The sequence below is a fragment of the Arthrobacter sp. TJ-58 genome (genome assembly GCF_058269295.1).
In genome coordinates this window covers 694515-721495 of sequence record NZ_JBZCNM010000002.1, presented here as the reverse complement: position 1 = coordinate 721495, position 26981 = coordinate 694515, and the positions used below count along the sequence as shown (strand labels likewise).

24 protein-coding genes are annotated in these 26981 nt (G+C 63.2%); 10 read left to right on the top strand and 14 right to left on the bottom strand.

Going from position 1 to position 26981, the window contains the following annotated elements; translation table 11 throughout:
- Window positions 1–1119: 1119 nt before the first annotated feature.
- Window positions 1120–1794 (top strand): hypothetical protein, encoded by a 675-nt coding sequence (locus AC4D2W_RS09560; RefSeq protein ID WP_490926652.1) that lies wholly within the window; start codon window positions 1120–1122, stop codon window positions 1792–1794.
- On the opposite strand, the gene AC4D2W_RS09555 is transcribed toward AC4D2W_RS09560, so the two are convergent.
- Both AC4D2W_RS09555 and AC4D2W_RS09550 read right to left on the bottom strand, forming a co-directional pair.
- Window positions 1745–2752 carry a TadA family conjugal transfer-associated ATPase gene (locus tag AC4D2W_RS09555; protein WP_490926651.1) on the bottom strand — a complete coding sequence of 336 codons (1008 nt, stop codon included), beginning with the start codon at window positions 2750–2752 and terminating at the stop codon, window positions 1745–1747. The two genes, AC4D2W_RS09560 and AC4D2W_RS09555, sit on opposite strands and share 50 nt — an antisense overlap.
- Window positions 2753–2926: 174 nt before the next feature.
- Window positions 2927–3895, bottom strand: a complete 969-nt coding sequence (locus AC4D2W_RS09550) for a D-alanyl-D-alanine carboxypeptidase family protein (protein ID WP_490926650.1) — start codon at window positions 3893–3895, stop codon at window positions 2927–2929.
- 315 nt (window positions 3896–4210) lie between these two features.
- On the opposite strand from AC4D2W_RS09550, the gene AC4D2W_RS09545 reads away from it, so the two are divergent.
- Window positions 4211–5398 (top strand): hypothetical protein, encoded by a 1188-nt coding sequence (locus AC4D2W_RS09545; RefSeq protein WP_490926649.1) that lies wholly within the window; start codon window positions 4211–4213, stop codon window positions 5396–5398.
- A 24-nt stretch (window positions 5399–5422) separates the two neighbouring features.
- Here AC4D2W_RS09545 and AC4D2W_RS09540 read toward each other — a convergent pair whose 3' ends face one another.
- The 3 genes from AC4D2W_RS09540 to AC4D2W_RS09530 all read right to left on the bottom strand — a co-directional run bounded on the left by AC4D2W_RS09540 (window position 5423) and on the right by AC4D2W_RS09530 (window position 8795).
- The gene (locus tag AC4D2W_RS09540; protein ID WP_490926648.1) at window positions 5423–6499 is read right to left on the bottom strand and encodes an acyltransferase family protein; all 1077 of its coding nucleotides are present in this window, start codon (window positions 6497–6499) and stop codon (window positions 5423–5425) included.
- Window positions 6500–6617: 118 nt separating this feature from the next.
- Window positions 6618–8162 carry a DUF2142 domain-containing protein gene (locus AC4D2W_RS09535; protein ID WP_490926645.1) on the bottom strand — a complete coding sequence of 515 codons (1545 nt, stop codon included), beginning with the start codon at window positions 8160–8162 and terminating at the stop codon, window positions 6618–6620.
- Window positions 8163–8324: 162 nt separating this feature from the next.
- Window positions 8325–8795, bottom strand: coding sequence for a GtrA family protein (locus tag AC4D2W_RS09530; protein WP_490926644.1), 471 nt, complete (start codon window positions 8793–8795; stop codon window positions 8325–8327).
- Between the two features lie 253 nt (window positions 8796–9048).
- On the opposite strand from AC4D2W_RS09530, the gene AC4D2W_RS09525 reads away from it, so the two are divergent.
- Window positions 9049–9786: a glycosyltransferase family 2 protein gene (locus AC4D2W_RS09525; RefSeq protein ID WP_490926643.1), complete on the top strand. Its 738-nt coding sequence runs from the start codon at window positions 9049–9051 to the stop codon at window positions 9784–9786.
- 2 nt (window positions 9787–9788) lie between these two features.
- Complete coding sequence (locus tag AC4D2W_RS09520; protein WP_490926642.1) at window positions 9789–10229, top strand: DUF2304 domain-containing protein; 441 nt, start codon at window positions 9789–9791, stop codon at window positions 10227–10229.
- Window positions 10230–10329: 100 nt separating this feature from the next.
- Here the strand turns inward: AC4D2W_RS09520 and rfbA are convergent, their stop codons facing one another.
- Window positions 10330–11193: a glucose-1-phosphate thymidylyltransferase RfbA gene (rfbA, locus tag AC4D2W_RS09515; protein ID WP_490926641.1), complete on the bottom strand. Its 864-nt coding sequence runs from the start codon at window positions 11191–11193 to the stop codon at window positions 10330–10332.
- Between the two features lie 56 nt (window positions 11194–11249).
- On the opposite strand from rfbA, the gene rfbB reads away from it, so the two are divergent.
- Genes rfbB through AC4D2W_RS09495 form a run of 4 tightly spaced genes read left to right on the top strand, consistent with a single transcriptional unit; the run spans window position 11250 to window position 14769 of the window.
- Complete coding sequence (gene rfbB, locus AC4D2W_RS09510; RefSeq protein ID WP_490926640.1) at window positions 11250–12248, top strand: dTDP-glucose 4,6-dehydratase; 999 nt, start codon at window positions 11250–11252, stop codon at window positions 12246–12248.
- A gap of 4 nt (window positions 12249–12252) precedes the next feature.
- On the top strand, window positions 12253–13704 hold the full coding sequence (locus AC4D2W_RS09505) for a sugar nucleotide-binding protein (RefSeq protein ID WP_490926639.1): 1452 nt from the start codon (window positions 12253–12255) through the stop codon (window positions 13702–13704).
- A gap of 7 nt (window positions 13705–13711) precedes the next feature.
- A complete protein-coding gene (locus AC4D2W_RS09500) occupies window positions 13712–14377 on the top strand; it encodes a glycosyltransferase family 2 protein (protein WP_490926638.1) in 666 nt (221 codons plus the stop codon).
- A gap of 5 nt (window positions 14378–14382) precedes the next feature.
- Complete coding sequence (locus tag AC4D2W_RS09495; protein ID WP_490926637.1) at window positions 14383–14769, top strand: DUF2304 domain-containing protein; 387 nt, start codon at window positions 14383–14385, stop codon at window positions 14767–14769.
- Between the two features lie 102 nt (window positions 14770–14871).
- On the opposite strand, the gene AC4D2W_RS09490 is transcribed toward AC4D2W_RS09495, so the two are convergent.
- Window positions 14872–15756, bottom strand: coding sequence for a glycosyltransferase family 2 protein (locus tag AC4D2W_RS09490; RefSeq protein WP_490926636.1), 885 nt, complete (start codon window positions 15754–15756; stop codon window positions 14872–14874).
- Between the two features lie 184 nt (window positions 15757–15940).
- Between AC4D2W_RS09490 and AC4D2W_RS09485 the strand changes: the two genes are divergently transcribed.
- Window positions 15941–16720: a glycosyltransferase gene (locus AC4D2W_RS09485; RefSeq protein ID WP_490926635.1), complete on the top strand. Its 780-nt coding sequence runs from the start codon at window positions 15941–15943 to the stop codon at window positions 16718–16720.
- A 6-nt stretch (window positions 16721–16726) separates the two neighbouring features.
- Here the strand turns inward: AC4D2W_RS09485 and AC4D2W_RS09480 are convergent, their stop codons facing one another.
- Both AC4D2W_RS09480 and AC4D2W_RS09475 read right to left on the bottom strand, forming a co-directional pair.
- Window positions 16727–17653 carry a glycosyltransferase gene (locus AC4D2W_RS09480; protein ID WP_490926634.1) on the bottom strand — a complete coding sequence of 309 codons (927 nt, stop codon included), beginning with the start codon at window positions 17651–17653 and terminating at the stop codon, window positions 16727–16729.
- Between the two features lie 66 nt (window positions 17654–17719).
- On the bottom strand, window positions 17720–18625 hold the full coding sequence (locus tag AC4D2W_RS09475; protein WP_490926633.1) for a glycosyltransferase family 2 protein: 906 nt from the start codon (window positions 18623–18625) through the stop codon (window positions 17720–17722).
- A 173-nt stretch (window positions 18626–18798) separates the two neighbouring features.
- Between AC4D2W_RS09475 and AC4D2W_RS09470 the strand changes: the two genes are divergently transcribed.
- The gene (locus AC4D2W_RS09470; RefSeq protein ID WP_490926632.1) at window positions 18799–20052 is read left to right on the top strand and encodes a polysaccharide biosynthesis protein; all 1254 of its coding nucleotides are present in this window, start codon (window positions 18799–18801) and stop codon (window positions 20050–20052) included.
- 42 nt (window positions 20053–20094) lie between these two features.
- Here AC4D2W_RS09470 and AC4D2W_RS09465 read toward each other — a convergent pair whose 3' ends face one another.
- The 5 genes from AC4D2W_RS09465 to glf all read right to left on the bottom strand — a co-directional run bounded on the left by AC4D2W_RS09465 (window position 20095) and on the right by glf (window position 26947).
- Window positions 20095–22065, bottom strand: a complete 1971-nt coding sequence (locus tag AC4D2W_RS09465; protein WP_490926631.1) for a DUF6541 family protein — start codon at window positions 22063–22065, stop codon at window positions 20095–20097.
- Window positions 22066–22145: 80 nt separating this feature from the next.
- Window positions 22146–22877, bottom strand: coding sequence for an ABC transporter ATP-binding protein (locus AC4D2W_RS09460; RefSeq protein ID WP_490926630.1), 732 nt, complete (start codon window positions 22875–22877; stop codon window positions 22146–22148).
- 4 nt (window positions 22878–22881) lie between these two features.
- Window positions 22882–23754 carry an ABC transporter permease gene (locus AC4D2W_RS09455; RefSeq protein ID WP_490926629.1) on the bottom strand — a complete coding sequence of 291 codons (873 nt, stop codon included), beginning with the start codon at window positions 23752–23754 and terminating at the stop codon, window positions 22882–22884.
- Window positions 23755–23756: 2 nt separating this feature from the next.
- Window positions 23757–25763 (bottom strand): glycosyltransferase, encoded by a 2007-nt coding sequence (locus AC4D2W_RS09450; RefSeq protein WP_490926628.1) that lies wholly within the window; start codon window positions 25761–25763, stop codon window positions 23757–23759.
- Window positions 25760–26947 carry a UDP-galactopyranose mutase gene (gene glf, locus AC4D2W_RS09445; protein ID WP_400931534.1) on the bottom strand — a complete coding sequence of 396 codons (1188 nt, stop codon included), beginning with the start codon at window positions 26945–26947 and terminating at the stop codon, window positions 25760–25762. The genes AC4D2W_RS09450 and glf overlap by 4 nt, the downstream gene beginning before the upstream one ends.
- Between the last annotated feature and the right edge of the window lie 34 nt (window positions 26948–26981).

The following is a 26981-nucleotide window of genomic DNA, read 5'->3' as shown; positions in this document are numbered from 1 at the left end:
CCTAACCGGACGGGTTGGAAAGTTTTGGGGCCTCCATCGGTCTGCTGGGCCGAAACAACTCGTACATGCCAAGCGTTTGACCTTCGTACGCAGGATGGAGCCGGGCAGCTGAAGTGAATTGATATAGGTGAGGAAGCAGGTCCTCGCCGTAAGCCATTGGCGGTCTTTTGCCGTCGCGCCCATAGGGCGGAAGGTCACCGTAGGGCAGGTCGTTGGCTGAGGCCCACCTCTCGACGTTACGCATGCGAGGGTGCACGCCAGCCGCATCACGCCAGTAGGTGAGGGACCCGGCCAAGGCGCGTGCATGTCGAAGCTGAGAGTTCAGTGTCTCGCTTATGGGCCACAGGTGATCAGGCCGAACGCAGCGCTTTCGGTTACAAAGATGATCCAATGTCTTTTGCCGACCGTGACCGCCGATGAACCACACGTATGAGAAGCGGTGGGCATACCAGTGCCCACCCGCGTGCATCTGACCATAGCCGTCCTCGTTCGGTTGCTCCACCCAAATCCAGCAGCCGGTATCCCAGTCCGCTTCGATACCCGCTCGGAATCGAGCTAGGGATTTTTCCTGAAGCTTCGGGCTTCGCGTCTTCAGGGCAAGCTGTTCATGTGGGCGACAATAACCATGACCCGCTGGAAGACTCTTGCAACCATCGGCCTTGCACTTCTTCTGGCTTCGAAGCCACTTCCTATAGTGCCGCTCACATCTCCCCCTACGTCCACCGCGATCCTGACAACCGTCCTCGATGCATGTCTTCGGATCGCTCATAGGGCTCCTCACCGTGTCCCACATTTATTGGACCTGTAAGCCTACATCAGCCCCGTTGCGCGGCGTGACGGGGCGGATTTTCGCACTCCAGCAGGATGCTTCCAGGCAAGCACCCTACTAAGGTTTTATCTGAGCTGTTCGGTCCTGCCCGCGTAGCCCCAAGCGGAGCGGGGTTTGACTTGCCCTCCCCTTGGTCAGGACGGCCAAGCTGAATAACCCACCCAGTCTGCCGGTCCGTAAGGGACAGGCCGGGCTGGGGCCTGTGGCCCAGCCCGGCAGAGGTTCCACTATGCTGAAAGCTCGTTTCGCAGGGGGGATGGAAGAGGTTGGCAGCTACGACAGAGTCTGATGTGGAGAAGTACGCCGAAATCTGCACAGTGGCCGTAACGCATACGCCTGCTGGCCGTGGCGGTAATGAAGGAGAAATCACCGAGACTGTTCTCGGCACCCTCAGGCGGATGGGCTATCAGGCTGCTGAGCACCCACTTTATGGCTTTGGGGCAGTGACCGGTGGTATGCCCGACGTCCCGCTCGGTGCGGCCATCACGATAGTTCGGCGGCTGACCCGATGGATTTCTGAATGGATCGAGGCAAAGCGGCAGCGGGAGATGGACGCGTTGCTCCCCCAATGCGTCGTCCAGCTCGTTGTCACCGCCAACGCGGGGACAAAATATGCAATCCCCAACCTCGCCGCAGAGCTGTTGGCAACGCTGCCTGCGGTCCTCACCGATTTGCAGGCGGCGGACTACCGCCGCCGGTACTCCTTCATGATTTACACGAGCGCTCCCGGATACGTCCAGGTGACGATGGATTTGTCGGATGAACATATGAGCAACAAGGACATTCTCAAGGTAGTGCGGGCTTGCGCAACAAAACCGGACGTTGAGTATGGACCCGCAGGAGCAACCCTGAGCCTAGGATTCGGCAAGAAACGCTGGGGGATGCCAAAGAAGGTGCGAAGGTCGGTCTCCCCCGTTAGACCGGGTGAGGCTCTGATCGGCCAGCGAGCCCCCCGCCACCCCTAGCCCTATATGGAGTAGTGAATCTTCTCCGACCCGACAGGTCAGCAGAGGTCTGCACTGTGTGTGAACGCGCCTCGGGAAGCCCGGAATTCAGCGCGATCAGCATGTCCAGACTTTCCGCCTCCCGCACTTCGCCAACAATGAGGCGGTCCGGCCGCATGCGCAGGGCCTCCTTGACCAGCCGCCTCAGCGGGATTTCTCCAACGCCTTCCAGATTGGACTGGCGGCACTGCAGTCCCACCACGTCCCGCAGCGGCAGTTGCAGCTCAAAAATCTCTTCAACTGTCACCACACGCTCGCGCGGACCAATGGAGGCACCCAGGCAATTCAGCATGGTGGTCTTGCCTGCCTGTGTTGCTCCGGAAACCAGGACATTCAGGCCGCTGGCGACAGCGGCACCAAGGAACCTTGCCGCTTGCGGTGTCAGGGTTCCCAGCTCCACCAGGTGCTCAAGCCTGCTGGCGCGGGCAATGAATTTGCGGATATTGACCGCCCAGTGCCGCCGGGTGATATCCGGAATCACCACGTGCAGGCGCGAGCCGTCCGGCAGTGAGGCGTCGACAAACGGAGAGGACAGATCCAACCGTCGGCCGGAGCTCTTGAGCATCCGCTCCACCAGGTCCCGCACCTGATCAGCCGAGAGCGACAGGGAGGTCAGTTCGGAGCGGCCGTCGCGTGCCGCGTAGATTTCGGTGGGTGAATTGATCCAGACTTCCTCCACCGTGGGGTCATCGAGCAGCGGCTGCAGGGCGCCGAAGCCGGCCACGGCGTCAAAGACACGGCGTCTGGCGGGCTCCAGCGCACCCAGCGGGGGCAACGATCCGAGGAGGGAGCGCTCGTCGTAATCCGTGACGGCGTCCTCCACCAGGCGCCGAACCTCGGCCAGCTGGCTCGCCGGATCCAAACCGCGCAGGCGGATCAGTTCCCGGACCTCATCCTCGACTATCGCAACGGCGTCCACTCGTTTCCCCCGGGCTAAGCACGGAAAAGGCTGCTGGTGAGCCTGGACCGCGAGACTGATGCGGCCCTTTTGCGGCCACGGCGGCCAGACTAGAAGCCGGACAGGGCGTTGGCTAGCGTAACTGTTGGTGCTGTGGACAACCGGGTAGCCGTACCCGCTTTACCCGCAGGCCGCTCAGTAGTTGGCGGCGGCCGGCAGGCCGGTGTACTCCTCCAGCGTCGCGAAGCCCTCCGCGTGCATTCCCTCGGCGATATCGGCCCCCACGTAGCGCAGGTGCCAGGGCTCATACGCGTAGCCGGTGACAGCCGAGGCTCCGTCCGGGTAACGCACAATGAACCCGAACCGGTGGGCGTTGGCCGCGGCCCACGCTCCGGCGGCCGTGTCCTCGAAACAGCCCTGAAGGGAGCAGGTGCCGTTCGGATCCGCGATGTCCACGGCGAGGCCGGTCTGATGTTCGCTGAACCCGGGACGCGCTGAGATGGTGTCTGCCGTTGATGTCCCGTACTGCGCCGAATAAGCCGCGTACAACGTTGCCTGGCTGCTGTAGGAGCGGTAGCCGCTGATCGCGGTGAAGGCCACGCCGTCTGCTGCCGCCGCCTCCTTCATCGAGGAATAGGCGGCAGCTGCGTCGGCGCGCAGCGGCTGCCCGTCCGCTGTCTGGAGATTCCCGGGAATGTAGTCTGCGGTGCTGAGCGGGCGTTGCTTATTGACGACGACGGCGGCCGAGGCTGGATCATCCACCGCCCGGCTGACGGTGATGCCCTGCGCAGCCGACCAAGAAATGGAACCCCGCTCATACTGCTGGGTGCAGGTTCGATGTCCGCAGCGCGGAGCGTCCAGCGGGTAGCCCAGCGTTCCCGTTTCGAAACCTTCCTCCAGCCAGGCCGAGCGGAGGGCGCCGAGCGACGGCTGCGCACCGGTCTCCGGGGACCAGACGATGGCGCCGTACTGATAGTTGCGGTAACACCCGCCGTCGCGCAGTCCGCACACCTCGCTTCCGGCGGGGCTTCCCAGGCCACCGGAGCTGCCGCCCAGCCGGCCGTAGGCCAGATCAATGGGCGAGGGGACCGAGGCTCCCGTGAGACCCAGCGAAACCAGGGCGCCCAGGAACAGCGGGATAACCTTGGAATGGCGCCGGGGCATAGGTCTCCTGATTCCGTTGGCCGGAGGTCACTGCCACAGCATACGCTTGAGCGGATTTCGCGCACCCTCCCGGTTGGCGCTTCCCCCCGTGCAGGCGTTAAGTTTCCGAGTACATGCCGCAGAGAACAGAACGCAGGTCCACCCAGAATGTCATTGAGCCCCAGGCTGAGTAACCGGCAAAGTAACCGGCTGGATAACCGGCCCCGCCTGGCATCCTTCCTCGTGATGCTCGGCCTCACCTTCGGTGGAGCCGCCCTTGCGTATTTCCGGATCCCGGCCCGCGCAGTCAGTAGGGTTTGGGCGGAGGACGGACCCTTGTTCCTTGCAGAGTACCTGGACCAGGGGCCCGGGCTTTTCACCCCCTATGCCGGATACCTCCACTTGCTGCCGCGCACCATTGTTGCCACGGTGGTGCCGATCTTCGGGCTGGAAGCATATCCGGTGGCGGTCACGGTTGCCTGCTGTATTGTTCTGGGCCTCATTTCAGCGCTGACGTTCTACTGTGCCTCGGCGCTGACCACCAATGCGGCCGCCCGGCTTTGCTGGGCTTCCATCCCGGTGCTTGTTCCGCCGGGCGCAGTGGAGACCCTGGGCAACGTCGCCAACCTGCACTGGTACCTCCTCTGGCTGGCTCCTTGGGTGCTGATGAAATCTTCGCCGGTCCTGAGCCAAAAGATCCTGCTCGGCGCGGTCGCCCTGGTGATCGGATTGACTGAAATCCAGGCCGCACTGTTCCTGCCGTTGATTTTCTTCCGGCTCAGGGACAGGAATCTCTGGTGGGCCAAGGCAGGACTCGCCGCCGGAACGGCCTGCCAGTTGTTCACCCTGTGGCGGTTTCCCCGCTTCCCCGGAGGCACCGGGGAAACCGGGGACCTGCTGTCCGTCGTCTACGGATATTTCCTGAACTCAGCAGCGGCCATTTTCTACGGCAGTGGATCCGTGATTACCGACCTGATACAGCGTTTCGGCGCCGCCCCCATCGTCCTCAGCGCCTTGCCCTTCGCCGCGGCCGCCGTCCTGACGGTGGCGGCGGGAAGGCCTCTGCACCGCATGGCCGGGGCCGTCTGGCTAGTGTCATCCATGGCCGTCTGGGCTGCAGCCGTGATAGTCAGCCCGGCAGCCTACTTCCACTACGCAACGTTTGAGTCGGCCCAAGACTGGGACGAATTCTTCCTCAGCCGCTACAGTGCGGTTCCTTCAATGTTTCTCCTGGCGCTGGTGCCGCTGCTGATCCCGGTCAGCGCGGACCGCCGTCCGGCCTCCGGACGGCTGGCAACATTAGTCAGCAGCTCGGGCTTTCGCGGTGGAGTGGCCGGCGCTTTTCTCATCCTGGTCACGGTCCATTTTTTCCCGCTTGAAACCCTGGGCTCCGCCGGCCCGGAATGGGCTCCCCAGATCCGGGAAGCACGGCAGGAGTGCTCAGCGGATCCGGCGCTGGAGAGCGTTCGGATAACTCAGGCACCGGGAAACTGGTTCACCACCATCGACTGCGCCGACCTGTAGCCCTCCCCGGGCTGCTTCCGCGCTTCAGGCCGCCAGGGCGGGCCGGACGCGTCGTTTCAGCCGCATGGCCGGTCCCTCCACCCAGGTGAAGCTTGCCCACGCCAGCGGCACAACACAGGCGAAGGTGAGGAGGAGATAGACGGGGAGCGACAGATCCGGAAGCCCAACTTCAATCAGGTTTTGAACGGGCACCCCGTAAATGTAGATGCCGTAGGACAGATCACGGTTGGCGCCGATCCGGTTCAGCGGCAGCACTGCCCCCAGGGCAAAGATCAGCAGCGCAAACGGAAGCGGAGCCAGAACTGTTGCTGTCCCAGTGGCCACAGAGATCAGCAGCACCGCGACGGCGACGGCGACCGCAGGCAGAACCCGGATTCTCCGGGCATGCAGGTACAGCAGTGCTCCGCCGCTGAAGGCGGCTATCAGCGGTGGCGCCAGAGTGAGTTCGCTGGCGGGAATCCATCCAACATGTGCGGCAAGGGACAAACAGGTGGCACCCGCAAAAAGCGTTCCCAGGATGGCGGTGCTGCGGCTGCGCAGCGCAGCAAACCCGAGCAGTCCGACGCCGATGTAGCACCCGGCTTCCCAGAAAAGGCTCCACAGGGCGCCGTTCCATATCTCGCCCTCGGGAAGCGTGGTGCCGATGGTGGTCTGCGAGAGGACGGGCGGATACAGGAAGAGATTCCGGACCACGTAGGACAGCGAGTCGCCCAGCGTGAAAGCGCCGGGCGAGCCAACGGCAACTGACAGGGGAGCAAAAACAAAGGCCACCAGCAGCAGTGCCACCAGGAATCCCGGATAGATGCGCAGGAAACGCGCCCGGGAAAACCGCGAAACGGGCTGTCCGTTCATCCTGCTGCGCGTAATCAGGTAACCGGAGATGCCAAAGAAGCCCAAAACGGACCATGCACCCAGCGTCCGGGCGCCCAGCGCGGGCTCCTCCCCCAAATTTCCAATAACCCAGGAATGGGAGACCACAACCAGGGAGGCCAACAGGAGTCGGAGAGCGTTCAGCGAGTTGTTCCGAGGATCAAACAACTCCCCCAGTGTCACCCGTGATCGCCGGTGAGCGGCGATGGGCGATTGGGCGGTACCGGGCATGGGTCAAACTTTCGGTTCAGTGTGGGAGCCGTCACGTGCGGGGCCGTCCTCAGCATAATGCACGTTGTCTCCGCAGCCCGTCCGGTACCCGGCGTGCCGGACGGATCAACCTCAGCTGTTAGTCGGCGGCAACCGCTGTTTCCCGATGGTCCTTCCGGCCGCTTGCAAGGGCCGGTGCGAACAGCTGCCGGTACACCAGGACCGCTCCAACAAGGAGCACGAGGAGGTAGGCCAGCGTCAGAAGCTGCCAAGTGAACGGCGGCTGCCACACGGGATGGAACATCTCGTTCCAGCGGACAGTGTCCTGAATGCCCACCGTGTAGCGGCGCAGCGTATAGACAAACGCGAAAACGTGGGCCGCAACCGCTCCTCCCAGCAGCCATTTTGCGGCGCCCCGGGCCCACGGCGAGGACGGGAAGGAATGGAACCGGAAGGCGACTCCGCATGCCAGCAGGAGCATGACCACCAGGGCCAGCAGATACCGGCCCTGCCAGATCCAGCCGAGGCTCTGGATGACCTGGGCCTGCATGATGGGCGGGACTGCCAGCACGGCAACCACCAGAAGATAAACACCGAACCGCCCGCGGACCGGACGTGCGCTGAGCCCGGTCAACAGGACCGCACCCATCAGCAGGTGCCAGAACATGTACACACCGGCGGGCAGCGGCGTATCCAGCCACCCCATGACACCCACGTAACCGGAGACATAATCGAAAGTGCGGTCAAACATGATGGCGGCTGCGGTATCCGGGGCCAAATCCACGGGGTTCCCCAGCAGGCTCTTGAAACTGTCGGCAATCACCAGCCAGGCGAGGCTGAAAGCGCAGGAGAGTCCAAGCAGGACAATCATCGCCTGGCTGAGCCGGTCGCGGAGTATCGGCAGCAGGGGGCGGAATCCGTATGCCAGAACGACGGCGGCGGCAGCCAGCGCCAGCCAGAGCAGGGACACCGGCCGTGTGTTGGCCAGCGCAGCCCCGGAGACGGCCACCATGATGATGTTTATTTTGACGTCCGACAGCGTCCGGTGCTTTTCGAAGGCCACGCACGTATTCATGAAGAAGGCTGCAGCGGCGGCGATCTCAAGGGCATTGGGGTTAATCGATGCGTTCAGGAACAGAACCATCGGAGTGATGGCCACATATCCGGCTGCCAGCGGCCATTTGGGCTTCCCCAACCGTCCTGCCGCCTGAAGCGCGGAGGCAAGGAACGCAACGCCGATCAGCCCGCTGAGGATTCGCATCCCGTAGAGGGCCGGTGCGCCGCTGAGCAGCAGTGTCGGAAGCCCCACGAAAAGGTAGTAGACGGGGTTGTAATTTCCCGCGCTGGTCTCTGCCTGCCGCAGCTGGGTATCCTCCCCGTCCACAGTGGGAGCGCAGGCAGCGGGCGCGGCGGCATCATGTGCGTAGCACTCCTGCGCCCGAAGGTCGGCGATGTAACCGGGAACCGTCACCACGGACTGTTCGCTTTGCTGGCCCGAGGAGTCCCCCAGCAGCTGGCCCTGGGCCACCGAAGCAGCCCGGATTGCGTGGGCCGATTCGTCCGGGACAGACATGAGAGGGGAAGCAAAGGACCATAAAACGGTCAATAACCCCAAGACCGTAAAGACCAGGGGGAAGGACACCGCCGAGCGTCGGGAAATGGCCGGAGGGGACAATCTGCGCATGGGCCGGTGGGCTCCTGATCTATCGCGGGGAGGGGCTGGTGCGGCGGAATTGACCGCAACGCACCAGCAAGTCTACCGATCCGCCGGATGTCGGCCGCAGGAGAAACCGCGGGGAATGCAGGGGAAGACCCGCGGGATACAGGGAATGCGAAGCGGACGCGGTCAGGCAGTCCCGGCGGCGGGATCCGGCACCGCATTCTTTGCCGTAAAGACCCAGTACTTGTAAGCGAAAAAGTTCCAGATGGTCATGGCAGCCGTAGAGATTACTTTGCCCAGCATGTAGCTGCTGCCCAGCGTCTCAAAGCCGCTCACGATAAAGCTGGCCGCAACAGTATTGAAAGCAACCAGCGCCATGTACTTCAGGAAACTGGTCCCCTTCACCGATGTCCCGGAAAAGGTAAAGGACCGCTGCAGCACATAATTCGCGGCGAGGCTGGTCAGGAAGGCAATGGGCGTGGCAAGCCAGAGATGAACACCGAAGACTTCGTGCAGGAGCAGCAGCAGCAGGAAATCGACGGCGAAGGAGAGCCCTCCCACCAAAAGATATTTGCCAGCCGGTCCCAGGATCAGTTCCCGCAGCGCTCCTGCGCGCGACGACTTTCGGGGCGCCCCGATATTCTTGTCACGCGACATATAAGGCTTCCGGCTCCTGGTGGTCCTAGTGGGAGACCCCGCAAGGTCGGCTACGATAATAGCACCCTGGGATCATTCGCCGGGGTGCTGCGTTCCCCGCCTGCACTGCTGCAAACACCACCGCAGCTGTCCAGGTTCTGTCTGCAGAGGCCCATCGGCATGACTGCGCGGGCAGTCCAGGCTGCCTGCGGACTATCCGGTCGGGGCCGGGCCCTCGAAGGCCCATAACTTAGGAATAGGACTAAAGACTTTTATGCTCGTGCCGGAACGCTCCGACGTCCTCGTGATTATGCCCGCTTGGAATGAGGGCGAAACCGTGGGGAACACCGTCCGCGAGGTGTTGGCCCAGCGCAAGGGATATGACGTCCTTGTGGTCGACGACGGCTCCACCGACAGTACGGCCCGGTTGGCACGCGAAGCCGGTGCTACGGTGCTGCGGCTTCCCTTTAACCTGGGCGTGGGCGGAGCGATGCGGGCGGGGTTCAAATATGCGCGCAGCCGCGGTTACCAGGCGGTCATCCAGGTTGACTCGGACGGACAACATGATCCCCGGGACATTGAACGGGTGCTCAGCGGGCTGTCAGGCGCCGATATTTCCATCGGAGCCCGCTTCGCCGACAAGGGAGACGAATACAAGGTGGCCGGGCCGCGCAAGTGGGCCATGGCAGTGCTCGCCGGCGTCATCTCGCATTTGGCCAAAACACGGCTCACCGACGTTACCTCGGGGTTCCGGGCCGGGAATGTCAAAGCAATCAGCCAGTACATAGACCACTATCCCGCCGAGTATCTGGGAGACACCATCGATTCGCTGATTGTAGCCATCCGCTCCGGCTGTACGGTCACTCAGGTTCCGGTCACGATGCGGGTCCGGCAGGGCGGCGTTCCCAGCCACAACCCGGCAAAGTCTGCCCTCTATCTGCTCCGCTCGGTTTTTGCCCTGCTGCTTGCGCTTACCCGCCGCAAGTCACAGGTTTCTTTAGATAAGGCTTAACAATGGCTGTCCTCGCTGCATTCGTGTTCTCCCTGGTCATCGTCGTCCTGGTGCTGGTGATGCTGCGCCGCAAGAAGCTGCGCGAGAAATACGCCGTGCTGTGGCTGCTGGTTGGCGGCGGATCGCTGGTTCTTGCCGGCTGGCCGAGTCTCCTGGCCCTGCTGGCCGGATGGCTGGGCGTTGAGGTGCCTTCAAACCTTCTCTTTGCCATGAGCATTGTGCTGCTCATGGGTGTTGCCCTGCACCTCTCGTGGGAGCTGTCCGTCGTGGAGGAGGAGACGCGCGTTCTCGCCGAAGAAGTGGCCATTCTGGAAACATCCCTGACACAGCTGCGTGCCGAGGTGCAGTCGCTGTCCTCGGCGAAGTCACCGGGCCGGTCCGAATCAGCTGTGCACCGCTCCGGTGAGCCGCCGCGGGACACCCCCTCCCCCACCAGCTGCTGATACTACGAAAGAAGGGCCCCGGATCTGCGGATCCGGGGCCCCTCTTTTCCGCACTGTGTCTTTTCTGCACTGTGCTGATCGGCCCGCAGCCGGCACCGTACTACTTCTTCAGCAGGTCCATCAGGTACTGGCCGTAGCCGCTCTTGATCAAAGGCTCGGCACGCTGGCGCAGTTCATCGTCGGTGATGTTGCCCAGCCGCCAGGAGATTTCCTCGGGGCAGCCGATGGACAGGCCCTGGCGCTTCTGGACCGTGCGGATGAAGTCCGAGGCTTCGTTCAGGGAATCAAACGTGCCCGTGTCCAGCCACGCCGTTCCGCGCGGCAGGATCTCCACCTGCAGCTTGCCCTTCTCCAGATAGATCCGGTTCACATCAGTGATTTCCAGCTCGCCGCGGGGCGAAGGCTCCAGGTTGCGGGCAATTTCCACAACGTCATTGTCATAGAAATACAGGCCCGGAACCGCATAGTGGCTCTTGGGCGCTGCCGGCTTTTCCTCGAGCGAGATGGCACGCCCGGACTGGTCGAACTCCACCACGCCGTACGCGCTGGGATCGGCGACCCAGTAACCGAACACGGCACCGCCGTCGATATTCGAGAACCGGCGCAGCTGGGTACCCATCCCCTGGCCGTAGAAGATGTTGTCGCCCAGGACCAGGGCCACCGGCCCGTTGCCGATGTGTTCCGCGCCCAGGACAAAGGCCTGCGCCAGTCCGTCGGGGGAAGGCTGCTGCTTGTAGGTGATGCTGATGCCGAACTGGCTGCCGTCCCCGAGCAGACGCTCAAACTGGTCCGCGTCGTGGGGGGTGGTGATGATCAGGATGTCCTTGATGCCCGCCAGGATGAGGGTGGACAAAGGGTAATAGATCATTGGCTTGTCATAGACGGGAACCAGCTGCTTGCTGACCCCGAGAGTGATCGGGTGCAGTCTGGACCCCGTGCCGCCTGCCAATATGATTCCGCGCATGAACCTCATCATCCCGGCTCGGTGGTGTCACGGCAAATCCGGTAACGTTGGTCTACATGCAGAAACTCCTGGTGACCGGCGGCGCCGGCTTTATTGGCTCCAACTTTGTTCACTACGCCCTTGAGCGCACTGACTATTCCATCACCGTGCTGGACAAACTCACCTACGCGGGCAACCGCGAATCGCTGGCGGGGCTCCCAGAAGACCGCTTCACCCTGGTTGAAGGCGATATCTGCGACGCCGCCCTGGTGGACCGCCTGGTCGCGGAGACCGACGTCGTGGTCCACTACGCAGCGGAATCCCACAACGACAATTCCCTGCATGACCCGCGTCCGTTCCTGGACACGAACATCATCGGCACCTACACGCTGATCGAAGCGGCCCGCAAGCACGGCACCCGCTTCCACCACATCTCCACCGACGAGGTCTACGGCGACCTGGATCTGGATGACCCGGCACGGTTCACCGAGTCCACCCCGTACAACCCGTCCAGCCCGTATTCCTCCACCAAGGCCGGTTCGGACCTGTTGGTGCGCGCCTGGGTGCGGTCCTTCGGCCTGAAAGCCACCATCAGCAACTGCTCCAACAACTACGGCCCGTACCAGCACGTGGAAAAGTTCATTCCGCGCCAGATCACCAACGTGATCGACGGCGTCCGGCCCAAGCTCTACGGCGCCGGCGAGAACGTCCGTGACTGGATCCATGCCAACGACCACTCCTCGGCCGTGCTGCGCATCATTGAAAAGGGCGAGATCGGCCAGACCTACCTGATCGGTGCCGACGGGGAAAAGAACAACAAGGAAGTTGTTGAACTGATCCTCAAGCACATGGGCCAGCCCGCGGACGCCTATGACCAGGTCATTGACCGGCCCGGACATGACATGCGCTACGCCATTGACTCCACCCGGCTGCGCACGGAACTGGGCTGGGAGCCGGAGTTCTCCAACTTTGACCAGGGCATCGAGGACACCATCGCCTGGTACCGGGCGAACGAGGCCTGGTGGCGGCCGCAGAAGGACCGCACGGAAGCCAAGTACAAGGAACAGGGCCAGTAACGCCATGGCCCCGGAATTCTCCAAGCCCCTTGCTGCCCGCCCGACGCCCATCCCCGGCGTCGTGCTTTATGACCTTCCCGTCCACGGCGACAACCGCGGCTGGTTCAAAGAGAACTGGCAGCGCGAGAAGATGCTTGCCCTGGGCCTGCCGGACTTCGGCCCGGTGCAGAACAACATCTCTTTCAACGAGAGCGCCGGCACCACCCGAGGCATCCATGCCGAGCCGTGGGACAAGTACATTTCGGTGGCCACCGGCCGCATCTTCGGTGCCTGGGTGGACCTGCGCGAAGGCCCGTCCTTCGGTGCCGTGTTCACCGCCGAACTGGATCCCAGCCAGGCCATCTTCATTCCCCGCGGCGTGGGCAACGCCTTCCAGACTCTGGAAGACAACACTGCGTACACGTACCTGGTCAATGACCACTGGAGCGCCGATGCGCAGGGACAGTACACGTTCCTGAACCTGGCCGACGAGACCGCTGCCATTGACTGGCCGATTCCCCTGGACCGGGCCGAGCTCTCGGACAAGGACAGGGCCCATCCGCGGCTGGCCGACGTAGTGCCCATGGCGCCGAAGAAAATCCTCGTGCTGGGTGCCGACGGCCAGCTGGGCAGGGCGCTGCGCGCCGCGTACGACGGCGAAGCGAACGTGGAGTTCGCCACCCGCACGGACCTGGACCTGACGGACCCCGCAGCTCTGGCCGGACGGAACTGGAAGAACTACTCCACGATCATCAACGCCGCCGCCTATACGGCAGTGGACGACGCCGAGTCCCCCGTCGGCAGGGCCGCCGCGTGGGCCATCAACGTCAGCGCAGTGGCTAACCTGGCCCGCACCGCCGCCGAACACCGGATCACCTTGGTCCACGTCTCCTCGGACTACGTCTTTGACGGCACCGCCGGCGAGCATCCCGAGGACGAACCCTTCTCGCCGCTGGGCGTCTACGGGCAGACCAAGGCCGCCGGCGATGCGGTGGTTGCCGCGGTTCCGGCCCACTACATTGTCCGCACCTCCTGGGTCATCGGTGAGGGCAACAACTTTGTCCGGACCATGGCGTCGCTGGCAGGGCGCGGCGTTGAACCCGCAGTGGTGGATGACCAGATCGGCCGGCTGACCTTCACCGAAGACATCGCAGCGGGCATCCGGCATCTGCTCGAATCCCGGGCACCCTACGGAACGTACAACCTGACCAACGACGGCGAACCCGCCTCATGGGCGGACATAGCGCGCCGGGTCTACGAACTCTCCGGACGCCCGGCGGACGCTGTCACCGGCGTCAGCACGGAGCAGTATTTTGCCGGCAAGGCGGCTGCCCCGCGGCCGCTGAACAGCATGCTGCCGCTGGACAAGATCAAAGCCGCGGGCTTTGCCCCGGCCAACGCCGCGGACCGGCTGGCCGCCTATTTGGCGGGCTCCGCCGCTGCCGGCAAAAGTTCCGCCGCACGCGGTATGGGATAATGGCACGGTGAGCACCACATGGATTGTTATCCCGATGTACAACGAAGCGACAGTTGTCGGCTCTGTCATTCAGGACCTTCGGCGGGTGTTCCCCAACGTTGTTTGCGTGGACGACGGCAGCCGTGACGGCTCCCAGGCAGTGGCCCGCGCGGCCGGTGCCGTGGTGGTGCAGCACCCCATAAACCTGGGCCAGGGCGCCGCACTGCAGACCGGCATGGAGTACGCTCTCCAGGATCCCAACATGACAAGCATTGTCACGTTCGACGCCGACGGACAGCACCGGGTGGTTGATGCCGTTGACATGGTTGCCCGCATCAATTCGGGCGAGGCCGAGGCAGTCCTGGGGTCGAGGTTCCTGGATGACCGGACCAAGCTCTCGCCGCAGAAACGCCTTGTCCTGAAGACAGCTGCCATTCAGTCCCGGATGGCAACCGGCATGAACCTGACGGATGCCCACAACGGGTTGAGGGCACTTAACCGCGACGTCGTATCGAAACTTCACCTGACGCAGAACCGGATGGCCCACGCCTCCGAACTGGTCAACCAGCTGGCAACCATCCGGCCCCGCTGGGTGGAGCACCCGGTCGAGATCATCTATACCGACTACTCCAAGTCCAAGGGCCAGTCGCTGCTCAACTCCGTGAACATTTTGGCCGAACTCTTCCTTAGGTGACCTAATTGCTACTCATCGTCCAGATTGCGCTCGTTTTCGCCGTCATCCTGGTTTCCCTGGTTCTGATGCGCGGTGGCGTAAACGCCAAACACCTGGCGGTACGCCGCATCATGCTGATGATCTTCGCCGTGGCGGCTGCACTGTCCATCTTCTTCCCGGACGTGCTGACCCGGTTTGCGGGGTTCCTCGGCATCGGGCGCGGCACCGACCTGGTGCTGTACGCGACCATCGTCAGCTTTTTCGTGTTCATGGCTACGACTTACCAGCGTTTCCGCAACATGGAAACGTCCATCACCTCGCTGTCCCGGCGCATTGCCCTGGATGAAGCACCCAAGCCGTGGCTGGCCAAGCACACCCCGGATGAGCAGAGCACCGACGGCCTCCAGCAGTAGTCTTCCCCCGCTTCGCGCCTGCACACGCCGGCGGGCAAGGGCGGATACAAAAAAGTGGAGCGGACCCCTGGCGGGTCCGCTCCACTTTTTTCTTGGGAAAGACTAGCCGACCACGTGCTTTGCCAGCTTGGGGATGTAGCCAAACTTGCCGCCGACGGCGGAGCGGGCAATCAAGGCAGCCGCGTTGAGGCGGGAGGTGGCATGCAGCCGCGCTGCGCGGGCCGCCCGGGTCCAGCCGATCTGCTCAAAGCGGGTGGCCTCACCCTCGAAGAAGCGACGCTCCTCGTCAAAGCGCCGGCCGTCGAAGGCCCGGACGGACGAATCCGAGCCGGAATGACGGCGGTAGAGGAACGCCAGCTCCGGGGTCAGCACCAGGGAACCGCTGGAGGCAGCAATGTCCAGCAGCAGCGCGAGGTCCTGGACGACGTCGAATTCTGTACGGAAACCGATTCGCTTGATGGTCTCGGACTTCCAGGCGATGGACGGGAAATAATGCCAGCCGGCCCGCAGCAGGCTCGTCGCCAGGTCTTCTCCGCCCAGGATGCGCCGCTCGTTGCCCCGGGGAAGGGCAACCCGCTTCACCCGGTCACCCAACGGGGCCGTGACCCGGCTCAGTTCGTCAATGACCTGAACACCGGGCTGGACAGCGTCTGCCTGGGGGAACTCGTCAAAGGACTCCACCACGGAGGTGAGGTAGTTGGGGAGCATAATGTCATCGGCTCCCATCATGACCGCGATGGGCGCCTCAATGAGGTCAACGGCCTTGCGGTAGTTGCCGTTGGCTCCGAGGTTCTTCTCGTTGCGCTGGTAACTGACGCGGGGGTCCTCGATTTCCGCAAACCAGCGGGCGGGTTCCGGATCGGGATAGCCGTCGTCGATGACAACCAGGCGCCAGTCCTGGTGCTGCTGGCCCATAACGCTCCGGGCGGCTTGCTTCATCAGTTCCACGTCCCCGTAGTACGGGAACATAACATCTACGGCAGTCACGGGTTGCTTCTTTCACTTCTTTGCGACGGCAGGCATAGCCGACGGACGGCGCCGCAATCAGTGGGCGACCAGAGGGAGGGGATCAACCTCCACTATAGGGAGGGCATGCCGCTAAGTCGAAACAGGCCAGCCGGTATGCTGGATCCGGCACTCCAGCCCATACCAAAGACCCACCAGGATAAGAATGAACACCAGCGTCCACCCTTCCTCCCCCAGCCGCGGCCAGGTCAGTGTCTGCATGGCCAGCTACAACGGGTCCGCGCATATAGCGGAGCAGATCGCGTCAATCCTGCCGCAGCTGCAGGCCGGAGACGAGCTGGTGATTGTGGACGACGCGTCCACGGATAACACCGTTGACACAGTTGAAGCCATCGGTGATCCGCGTATCCGGCTCATCCGCTCCGCCGTGAACCGGGGCTATGTGAAGACCTTCGAAGCAGCCCTGACTGCGAGCACCGGCGAGTTTGTTTTCCTTTCGGACCAGGACGACGTGTGGCTTCCCGGCCGCGTTGATGCCATGGTTGCGGCACTTGGGCAGGCCGACGTCGTTGCCAGCAACTTCGGTTACTTCGGGCAGGCACCGCGCCGGATTGAGTCGATCCGGCTGCGCAGTTCGGACAGTTCCCGGCGGTGGGCCAATCTGCTGGCGCTGTGGATCGGAGTGCGCCCCTACTACGGCTGCGCCATGGCGTTCCGCGGCTCGGCCCGGAACCTGATCCTGCCGTTCCCCGCGTTCCTGGTGGAGACCCATGACCAGTGGATTGCCCTCGCGGGCAACCTCAAGGGATCCATGGTGCATTTGGAGCAGAACACGCTGAACCGCCGCCTGCATGAGAACAACACCACACCCAAAAAGGCCCGCAGCCTATCGCAGATCCTGCGGGCGAGGATCATGCTGGCGCGGGCCTTCTTTGTGGCTTTGAAGCGGATTCAGCGCGGGAAATCGGCTGCCGCAGGGTCCTAAGGCGGTTTACTTCTTTCGGGGCGTCACGAGCGCGGCGTCCCGGGCGCTGATCCGGCCCATCCGGCCGGTCAGGGCATCACGGACACCGAGCACAATGGCGGCGACCTGACGGGCACGGTGCGGCCCGTACACCACGCGCACACCGTAGAACACCACCTCGAGGCCGATCCGGCGCAGGACCCACACCGGCTGTTTGGTCAGGTAGCGCTTGTACATCACCAATCCGTTGCGGGTGATGTAGTAGACGCGGAAGGGCGCATGGGAGTGGACAAAGCGTTTCTGCCCGCCCACCGTGACGTGCCAGGTGCCCAGACGCATGGGCCGGGCCTCTCCGACAGCGTGGGTGATGTTGCATCCGGGCGCCACAATGGCCTTGAGCCCGAGGTCCCGGATGCGGGCAGTGAACTCGGAATCCACGCAGTCGATGAACAGATCCTCTTCCAGCAGCCCGGCGGCATCGAAAGTGGCAGCCGGAATCAGGGTGCCCGACTGCATCGGATCGAAGGCCTCCGGATGCTCAACGCCGGCCTTCTGCACCATGACCGGCAGCTGGTTGTGGGACTCGGCGCAGACCATGCCCACAGGCACGCCCTGTGCCGTCGCCTTGTCGAAGGCTTCCAGTGCCAGGGCAACGTAGCCCGGGTCAAGCTCGGAGTCCTGGTCCAGGGTCAGATAGAAGTCCGGCGAGGAATCGGCTGCATAACGGATGCCTGCGTTGAGGGCGGCAGCGATTCCGCTGTTCTCCCCCTGTTTGAGGACGACGGCGCCCGCGGCTTCCAGCGCCTCGTAGACGGCGGGGTCTGCGGCGGGTGATCCGTCATCAACAACAATGACGCGTTCCACCTGGGCAGCGAGCCGCTGAACCTTTTCAACCAGGTCCGAGGGCGGGTTGAAGGCGGAAATCACCGCGGCAACGCGATGGGAATGGGTCATGCTGTACACCTTTGGTTGGAACGGGTCGGAGCTGATCGGCGGAAAGTCCGCACGGGCCTGCGCTGCTTATTTGCCCAGCTGCACGGTCCCGGACCGCAGCTGGCCGGGCCAGATGGTCCGCGGGGTGCGTGCGAGCCCCTCATACAGCCCCTTGGCGGCGCAGCGCAGCCACAGGGAGCGGTCCTGGGCCTGCACGCCCTGCCGCAGCGCGAGGACGGCCATTCCCGCTCCCCACCGGACCGGGTTTTGCAGCAGGGTCCGCGGCGCCGGGTCCAGGCGCCGGAGCCACAGGTTGTTGCGGAGGTAGTAGAACAGCCGTCCGGCCATGTCCGCCTGGTTTTGCTTCTCCGGATGGAGGATGCGGCTGTCCGGAAGAACCATCCCGTACGCACCGCGGTTCAGCCGCCGCGTGTATTCGGCATCATCAAACCAGATGAAGAAGTCGGCATAGGGCAGCGGCATTCCGGCGGCGGCCTTGAGATCGATCAGCACGCCGACAAAACTGGCGCTGTTCACGGCAATGCCGCCGAGGGAATGCGCCTTCAACTGACGGACCGGGTCCGTGGAGAGGTCGGGCAGGTGTCCGTTGTTCGGCTCCCCCTGGGGGTTGACCACGAGCGACGTAACGAATCCCGGACGTTCGGGTGCATTTTCCATGGCCTCGGCCAACGGCCGCAGACTGCCGGGAAGCGGTTCGGCGTCGTCGTCCATGAGCCAGGCCGCATCATGTCCGGCCGCTATCGCATGCTCAATGCCCCAGGCGAAGCCCCCGGCACCGCCCAAGTTGGCGCCTGTCTCAAAGACCGTGACGTCAGGGAACTCGTCACGCACCATGGCAACACTGCCGTCGGTGGAACCGTTGTCAACGAGCATAATCTCGTCCGGTTTCCGGTCCTGGGACTCAAGCGCCGAAAGACACTTGCGGAGCAGGTCCACGCGGTTATACGAGACAACAACTGCTGCTACAGACAAAGAGTTCCCATCTTCGGAGGATGCCCCCGCCAGGCGCCGGAAGGCATACTGAGAGCGGGCTGCGCTACCACGATGATATCAACCCGAACATGGCCCTGAGTTAGAATCTTGGACGGGACCAAGCACCGGAATCGATCCGCCGCTTACCGTCGCCCCTGTTACGGAGGACATTCTTGGGTCAGCGCACGATTCTGCCGCACCTCCGCCGATTGGGGGCCTTCGGCGCTTCCGTGGTGATCACCACCGTGGTGGGGGTCCTGGCCATACCTGTGGTGATCGCCAACACCGGTGACAAAACCTGGGGTGTCATAGCTCTCGGACAGTCCACGGCCCTGCTCTTCGGCGTCCTGGTCTCCTTCGGCTGGGGCACAACCGGACCGGCCATGGTGGCTGGCATGCCGGCCGAACGGCGGCCTCAAATGTACATGGATTCACTCGTCAGCCGCCTGTACCTGTTCTGCGCGGCGGCGCCGGTGGCTGCGCTGGTTGTCTGGCTGATTGCCCATTATGACAAGCCGGTGGCGGTGCTCGCCTGCATGGCCTACCTGCTTCCCTTCCTGGGGGCGTCCTGGTTTTTCGTTGGAGATGCCCGTCCCGGACGGCTGCTGTTTTTTGACACGCTTCCCGTCACGCTGGGAACGGTGTTTGGGCTCATCGGCCTCACTGTCACGGGCAACGTCTATGTCTATCTGTGGATCCAGCTGGCTCTGAACCTTGCCGCGGTAGTGGTGAGCGGGCTGCTGATCCGGACGCGGTCAGCCGTGGCCCCATCCTTCAACTTCAACCTCCGCAGTGCGGCCCGCCGCCTGCAGGGCCAGCGGCACGCCGTCGTCACAGCCGCCACATCCAGCCTGTACGTGAGCACGCCGCTAATGGTGGTGGCCGCAATCCTGCCGGGTTCCTTGTCGCTGTACGCCATGTCCGAGAAGTTCTTTAAGTACGGGCTGACTGCGGTGGGACCGGTGGTCCAGGTGCTCCAAGGGTCCATCGCCAGTCCGGATAAGGAACGCCAGAATGCCCGCGTTCTCCTGGCCGCCAAGCTGGCACCGTTCGCCGCAGCGCTCGGGGCCGTAGTGATGGCGCTGTGCATCCCCTGGGCCAGCCGTCTGCTCTCACAGGGGGAAATCCAGGTTGGCTTCGACCTCAGCGTGCCCATGGGAGTGGTCTTTGGCGCCGTCGCGGTCTCGCAGGTTGTGGGACTCGCCTGCCTGATCCCCATCGGGGAAGGAAAGGCCCTGGCGGCCTCCACCGTGCTGGGTGCCGCCATCGGCATTCCGCTGATCTGTGCGGGCGCTCTCACGGTGGGAGTTTCCGCTGTTGCCTGGGCCGTGGCAGTGTCGGAGCTGGCAGTTGCCGTCTACCAGCTCCGCGTCGTCTTCAGCCACTTCCGGCGGGCTGCCAGGAACGCCGAGGTCGCAGCCTCCTGAGCCCCGCCGTCCGGACAGACCGCTTGGCGGTTTGCTGCGGACTTAGCCGCAGGCCGTGATCCGGTAGAGCTTCGCGTCACCCTCGCTGTCGACGAGCTCCACCACCCCGCTGGATTCGAGGTCTTCCAGGCCCGGGTAGGGGTGGGTGCGGCCATGGACTTCCTGGTCGCCGAAGTCCAGGACGTAGTCAACCTGCTCTGCTTCGACGGCGGGGCACACCTCAGGATCCGTCAGGGCATTGCGCAGGTTCGTGTAGATTTCCACTTCCTCGGGAACCAGCGCGGCGATGGTGTGAAGCTGCATCGGCTCAAAGCCGGCAAGTGCGTAGACCAATGAACTCCCGGTCCACGGATTTCCCACCAGCCGGGCGCCTTCCTCAATCTCGTCGTCCAGCCGCTCCATCAGCTCGTACTCATCCTGTGACACGAGGGGCGATTCCTCGCTGAGACGGTAATTGCCCGCGGCGGACCGGGCCTCGGCGCGGAGGTTTTCCGACTGCGTGGCCGCGGTGGCTACAAGCATCAGCACCACCACTGCAGCAGCAGTGGCGCCGCGCATCATGTCCGCACGCGCCCCGCGGGCAGCCATCCGCTCCATGGCGGGACGCCACAGCGCCTTGTTCAGGCCTTCGATGATGAGCGTGCCGCCCAGGGCTGCCACGGGGAGAATCACGACCGGAAGGAGTGCGGCCAGCCGGTTCGTGTCCGTGTACCACCCGCCGGTGATGAGGTCACGGAAATCCCCGTCCGGCGCTCCGGTGGCCACGACGTAGAGGAATCCGCCGACGGCGTAGATCCCCGCGGTCCACCAGGGAGCCCGGCGAAGAATCAATGCGGCGAATCCAAACAGCGTGAGCACGAAGACGCCCCAGGAGACTGCAGTGCGCAGCGGGGCACTGGCCAAAACCTCACCCATGGCCTGTGCCTGGGTCTGGTACGGCAGCCAGATCAGCGTGTCATCCTCCGGCCGGACTGCATTCCACAGCATCACCACGCCGACGGCGTACAGCACGAAGACCAAGATGTAGAGCCATGCCCGCACGGCCCGCGACTGGGAGTACTCGATCCCGACCCGGCGGATGACAGCGGCCAGGACCAGAGGAACCGAGAAGGCGGTAACGGCCAGGAAGGCACTCGGGTGCCCCAGGCCCAGGCCTGGAAGCAGGGCTAGCAGAAGAAGCCAGGCCAGAGGAAGGGAAATATTGCGCCGGGCCAGTCCAAGGACGCTGAGCAGAACCCCAAGCACGGCAGGGATCAGGCTGACCCCGAGGAAGTTGGGGTAGAGGACTCCGAAGTTCACCAGCAGCAGCGGGAATGCGCCGAATGCACCGGACAGGACGCCTGCGATTAGCGTGGGCACGGCTTTCCGGCCGGCGATCTGCTGAACCAGGAAGATGCAGCCAAGCGGCCACACCAACGCGCCGATCACCAGGTTAACGGAGTTGACGCTGACCGGGATGGACGTGGAGGCGAGGGAATTGACGAGGGAAACAATCCCGTGCCAGCCCGAGGGATAGAAACCGATGCCGGTCATCCCGCCAAGGCTGAACGACGACGCGGAGCCGGTTTCCGCGATATAGCGGATCGCGTTGAGGTGAAAGATGTTGTCGAAAGTCTGCGAGATGTTCTCGGGTGCACCAAAGGCAAAGAGCAGGCGGCGCCCAATCAGGGCTGCAGCGCCCACCACGGCAACAGCCTCCACCACGTGGATTGTCGGATCGGTTGCCGCCGTCAAGATGTCCCGATCATGCCGCCTGCTCCGCCAAATACGCAGTACCGCCGCCACAGCCGTGGCCAGCACCGTGAGCAGGGCAACCGGAACCAGCGACCAGCCCACCCCTGCCACATCGGCCACCACGGCCGCTACCGAGATCAGCGAGACGGACAGGACCGGTGATATGGCCAGGGCTGCCAGCCACCGGAGACGGAATCCGGCGAAGGCCAGCAGCGCTCCCGGCGCCATGATGACGCCTATCGCGGTGAGTATCTGTGGCGTGACGGAAATCCAGGTCACGGTCTTCCTTCCGGTGCTGTGGTCCACACCGCACGTTGCAGCGGGTAAGTCATATGGTGTCGGTAAGCGGGCGAGAAAGCCTACGAATCGCCGCGCATCCTGCCAACCACGTCAGTAACTGATGCGTCCATGACAATCTGGCCGTGCTCCAGCAGGACACCCCGCTCACAGATCCGTGACACCAGATCCAGGTCATGGCTCACCACCACGAGTGTCTTGCCCTCGCCGGCCAGTTCCTTGATCTTGTCGATGCACTTCTTTTGGAAGGGCTCGTCGCCGACGGCCAGGATTTCATCCACCAGGAAGATGTCCGGGTCCGTATGGACCGCAACAGAGAAGGCGAGGCGCAGGTACATGCCGGAGGAGTAGAACTTGACCTCGGTGTCGATGAACTGGCCAATTTCCGAAAATTCAACGATCGAGTCGAACTTCTCGTCGATTTCCTGTTCCGTCATCCCGAGGATGGCGCCGTTGAGGTAGACGTTGTCGCGGCCGCTGAGATCGTGGTGGAAACCCGCGCCCACCTCGATCAGACCGGCCACGCGTCCGCGTGTCCCCACGGTTCCGCTGTCGGGGCGCATGACGCCGGAGATGTGCTTGAGGAGAGTGGACTTGCCGGACCCGTTCAGGCCCAGCAGTGCCACGGTCTCTCCCTGCTCAACCTCGAGGGACACGCCTTTGAGGGCATGGAACTTCTCGGACAAATCTCCCTTGCGGCCCTTGATCAGCCACACGAAGGCTTCCTTCATGGAACGGGTGTGCCGCAGGACAAACTGCTTGTTGACGTTATGTACTTCGATGGCGTTTGCCATGGTTCTACAGCTCCTGCGCGAAACGGCCTTCAAGGCGATGGAAGACGAGCTGGCCAAGCAGCAGCACAGCCGCCGAAATGGCCAGGGCAATAGGTATCCACACGGACAGCAGGTGCGGCGGAATCGCTTCGGCACCGTCAGTGGTGGGCAGCCAGAACGCGAAATGGAAGGTCTCCACGCCCACGGTGATGGGATTGAGCTGGTAGAGGTGGAAATACGTCTCCCCCAGCTTGTCCTGCACCATTTTCCAGGAGTACAGCACCGGCGACGCCCAGGTGGCGATCATCAACAGCATGTCCACCAGATTCTCGGCGTCACGGAAGTAGACGTTCACCGCACCGAAAAGCAGGCCGAGCCCCGTGGCGAGGAGCGCCACGATAATGAAACCGGCCACCGCGGCAGACAGCTGCAGCAGCGACGGCCGCCAGCCGTTGAACAGACAGGCCACCACCAGGATGAGCATCTGGGGCACGAAGTGCACGGCGGAAACCCAGACAGACGCCACCGGGAAGAGCTGGCGGGGCAGATAGATCTTCTTGATCAGCCCGCCGTTTCCCACAATGGATCTCGACGCATTGCCCAGTGCTTCGGTGAAAAAGTTGATCAGGACGATGCCGGAGAACAGATAAATGGCGTAGTTGGGCAGCCCGCCCGGATTTCGGGGGCTCTGCTCCAGGTTCAGGAAAACACCCAGCGCTACGTAGAAGACCACGAACTGCACGCCGGGCTTCACATAGGACCACAGCAGGCCCAGAACGGATCCGCGGTAGCGGACCTTCAGCTCCTTGGAAACGAGCAGCTTGAGCAGGAAGCGGGACCGGACGATGTCCGCCAGTCCCGCTCCCCGCCCCGGAGTTTCGAGTGCGCCGGTGGACAAGCTTATTTACTCTCTTCCGAGTGTTCGGCGAAGGTCTTCTTCCACGCCTCGAAGGATGTGATTTCCGGAAGTGCCTCCCGGTACTGGTCGCTGAGTTTCTGCCAGTTCTTGAGGATTTCCGCGTTCAGCTTCACTGCCTCGGCCAGCAGGACGCGCAGCTGCTTGGGATCGCGCTTGTACCAGGACGCGCCGGTTCCCTCGGCGTTGGACACCACGGCGCTGTCGTACTGGGACATCCGCCACCACTTGTTGTCCTGGTGGGCAATGTAGGCCTGCGGATGCTCCAGGCTCGAGGCCGGCACCTTCTTGGTCAGCTGACGGATAACCGTCTTCGCAGCCCACGGAATCAGGGTGGTGTAGGACGGTGCGGAGAATCCCTGGCCATGACGCGGGGGCTTGTGCATCACCGGGGCCGGGAAGGCCTCCGGTTCCGGCTGAATCTGCGAGTCACTGAACTTCTTGGTCAGGGCGCGGATTTCCGGCAGCTTCGTCGGAAGGATCTCATGCAGGTGCTCCGGGCCCTTCAGCAGGTCCCGCAGAGCCATGACACGGCCCTGCGCGGTGAAGTACTGCATGGAGATCAGGTGCTTGAGGTCGATGTATCCGGTCTCGCGGACCACACGGCCGCCGTGTTCGTACGGGCTGTGGATCAGCGCGGCAATCATGCGGTTGCGGGTGTGGAAGTAGGCCTGCCAGCCCACCAGGTCATCCTTGTCGATCCAGGACACATGCCAGACCGCTGAGCCGGGCATCGATACCGTGGGGTATCCGGCACTCTTGGCACGCAAGCCGTATTCGGCGTCGTCCCACTTGATGAAGACCGGAAGGGAGAGGCCGATGTCACGGATCACCTTGGTGGGGATCAGGCACATCCACCAGCCGTTGTAGTCCACGTCCACCCGGCGGTGGAGCCACGGCGTGTGCCGCAGGTTGGAGCGCACGAAGTCGTGTCCCAGCGTCATCTGGTCATGCGGCTGGTCGGGCTGGAACCGGTACGGGTTCACCGTTTCACCAAAGGTGTGCAGGACGGTGCGGTTGTACAGGTCAAACATGTGGCCGCCCACAATGGTGGGGGTCTTGCAGCGGTCGGCAAAGGCCAGGAGGCGGGAGATGCTCTCCGGCTCCATCACGACGTCGTCGTCCAGGAGCAGGACGTAGTCGCTTCCGTTCTCAACGGCCTCGTACATGCCGCGTGCGAAACCGCCGGATCCGCCCAGGTTGGCCTGGTTGATGATCCGCAGCTTGCCGTCCAGCATGGCTTCGACTTCAGCGAAACCCTCAGCGTCGGCAACCTTCTCGGTGCCCTGGTCAACGATCAGGACTTCCTTGACGAAGGCCAGGGCCTCGGGATGCTCACCGAGGATGCGCAGGTTGTTGATGCAGAAGGAGGTTTTGTTGAGCGTGGTGATTTCCAGCGTTACGGCGCCGGGCTTCACCGGCTCTCCGGGAGCCTGCCATTCCGCTTCCTCGAGGATCAGCGGCTCGGAGCCGGCAACGAGATCGAACCAGTACCAGCCGCCGTCTCCGAAGGGCTTCAGGCTCAGTTCAAAGGTGCTGGTGGCCGGGGAATCCACGCGCTGGGTTTGAACATGCTGGAGCGAGCCGCGGGCGTTGGACTTGTAGACGCTGACAGCACCGGTGCCCGTGGTGCGCACGCTGAGGCGTACGGTGTCCAAATTGGTCCAACGGCGCCAGTAGCTGGCCGGGAAGGCATTGAAGTACGTGCCGAAGGAAACGCGCTCGCCCGGGCGGACGGAGGTGGACCGCCGTGAGAGGAAGTCTTCAGCGTGTGCTTCCTTCCCCGGCATCGCAGCAGACGGCGACTGGGGGTTCGTGTGCGCATCACCGTTCATGGTGGACAGCTGCACGCCCGTAGCGCTGCCGGTGTCCATGTACAGGGGGATGGTGTCCAGCTGATCCGTGGACGGCAGTACTACCCGCTGCAGCGGTGACCAGACCTGGTCCGGTTCATTCACCTTCGGTGTCCGCTTTGCGGCTGCGTCACTCACGCGTCTACTCCTCCGCTTTGAAGTTTCGCCCCGCCGGTGAAGTGAGGCTTGATCTTATTGTCATACATCGACAACGCGGATCCGATCGCCATGTGCATGTCCAAGTACTTGTAGGTGCCGAGGCGTCCGCCGAACAGCACATCCTTTTCACCCTTGGCCAGGTCACGGTAGGCCAGCAGCTTGGCACGGTCCTCCGCAGTGTTGACCGGGTAGTACGGCTCGTCACCCTTCTGCGCGAAACGGGAGTATTCGCGCATGATGACCGTGGCGTCCTTGGTGTAGTCCCGTTCCGGATGGAAATGGCGGAACTCATGGATGCGGGTGAAGGGAACATCCTCATCCGGGTAGTTCATGACGGACGTGCCCTGGAAGTCTTCGATGGGTAGGACCTCTTCCTCGAGGTCGATGGTTCGCCAGGAGAGGTCGCCCTCGGCATAGTCGAAGTAACGGTCGACTGCACCGGTGTAAATGACCGGAACCTGGCCCACGGTGTTGTCACGGGAGAACTCGTGGCCGTCGTCGAAGAAGTCCGTCTTCAGGTGCACCTGAATGTTCGGGTGGTCGGCCATGCGCTCGATCCACGCCGTGTAGCCGTCTTTCGGCAGGCCCTCGTGCGTGTCGTTGAAGTACCGGTTGTCGTAGTTGTAGCGCACCGGCAGGCGGCTGATGATCTCGGCCGGCAGGTCCTTGGGATCGGTCTGCCACTGCTTGCCGGTGTAGTGCTTGATGAACGCCTCATACAGGGGCCGGCCAATCAGCTGGATTCCCTTGTCGTTGAGGTTGGCCGGATCTGTGCCTGCCAGCTCGCCGGCCTGTTCCTGAATCAGCGCGCGTGCTTCAGCCGGCCCCATGGACGAGCGGAAGAACTGGTTGATGGTGCCGAGGTTGATCGGCATGGAGTACACCTCACCCTTATGGCTGGTGTAGACCTTGTGCACGTAGTTGGTGAACTCGGTGAAACGGTTGACGTACTCCCACACACGCTCATTCGAGGTGTGGAAAAGGTGGGCGCCGTAACGGTGCACTTCAATGCCGGTCTGGACTTCGTTCTCACTGTAGGCGTTGCCGCCGATGTGGTGGCGACGGTCCAGCACTGCGACTTTGAGGCCCAGTTCCCGGGCAGCCCGCTCGGCTACGGTAAGGCCGAAAAAGCCCGACCCTACGACGACGAGGTCAACGTTCACTTGTTTCTCCTGTTTGTTTCGGTGCGGCCTATCC

Coding starts and splice junctions, on each gene's coding strand:
- AC4D2W_RS09550 (WP_490926650.1), bottom strand. CDS start 3,895: ATGCCCCGGCGCCATTCCAAGGTTATCCCGCTGTTCCTGGGCGCCCTG.
- AC4D2W_RS09540 (WP_490926648.1), bottom strand. CDS start 6,499: ATGCCCGGTACCGCCCAATCGCCCATCGCCGCTCACCGGCGATCACGG.
- AC4D2W_RS09535 (WP_490926645.1), bottom strand. CDS start 8,162: ATGCGCAGATTGTCCCCTCCGGCCATTTCCCGACGCTCGGCGGTGTCC.
- AC4D2W_RS09530 (WP_490926644.1), bottom strand. CDS start 8,795: ATGTCGCGTGACAAGAATATCGGGGCGCCCCGAAAGTCGTCGCGCGCA.
- AC4D2W_RS09525 (WP_490926643.1), top strand. CDS start 9,049: ATGCTCGTGCCGGAACGCTCCGACGTCCTCGTGATTATGCCCGCTTGG.
- AC4D2W_RS09520 (WP_490926642.1), top strand. CDS start 9,789: ATGGCTGTCCTCGCTGCATTCGTGTTCTCCCTGGTCATCGTCGTCCTG.
- rfbA (WP_490926641.1), bottom strand. CDS start 11,193: ATGCGCGGAATCATATTGGCAGGCGGCACGGGGTCCAGACTGCACCCG.
- rfbB (WP_490926640.1), top strand. CDS start 11,250: ATGCAGAAACTCCTGGTGACCGGCGGCGCCGGCTTTATTGGCTCCAAC.
- AC4D2W_RS09505 (WP_490926639.1), top strand. CDS start 12,253: ATGGCCCCGGAATTCTCCAAGCCCCTTGCTGCCCGCCCGACGCCCATC.
- AC4D2W_RS09485 (WP_490926635.1), top strand. CDS start 15,941: ATGAACACCAGCGTCCACCCTTCCTCCCCCAGCCGCGGCCAGGTCAGT.
- AC4D2W_RS09480 (WP_490926634.1), bottom strand. CDS start 17,653: ATGACCCATTCCCATCGCGTTGCCGCGGTGATTTCCGCCTTCAACCCG.
- AC4D2W_RS09460 (WP_490926630.1), bottom strand. CDS start 22,877: ATGGCAAACGCCATCGAAGTACATAACGTCAACAAGCAGTTTGTCCTG.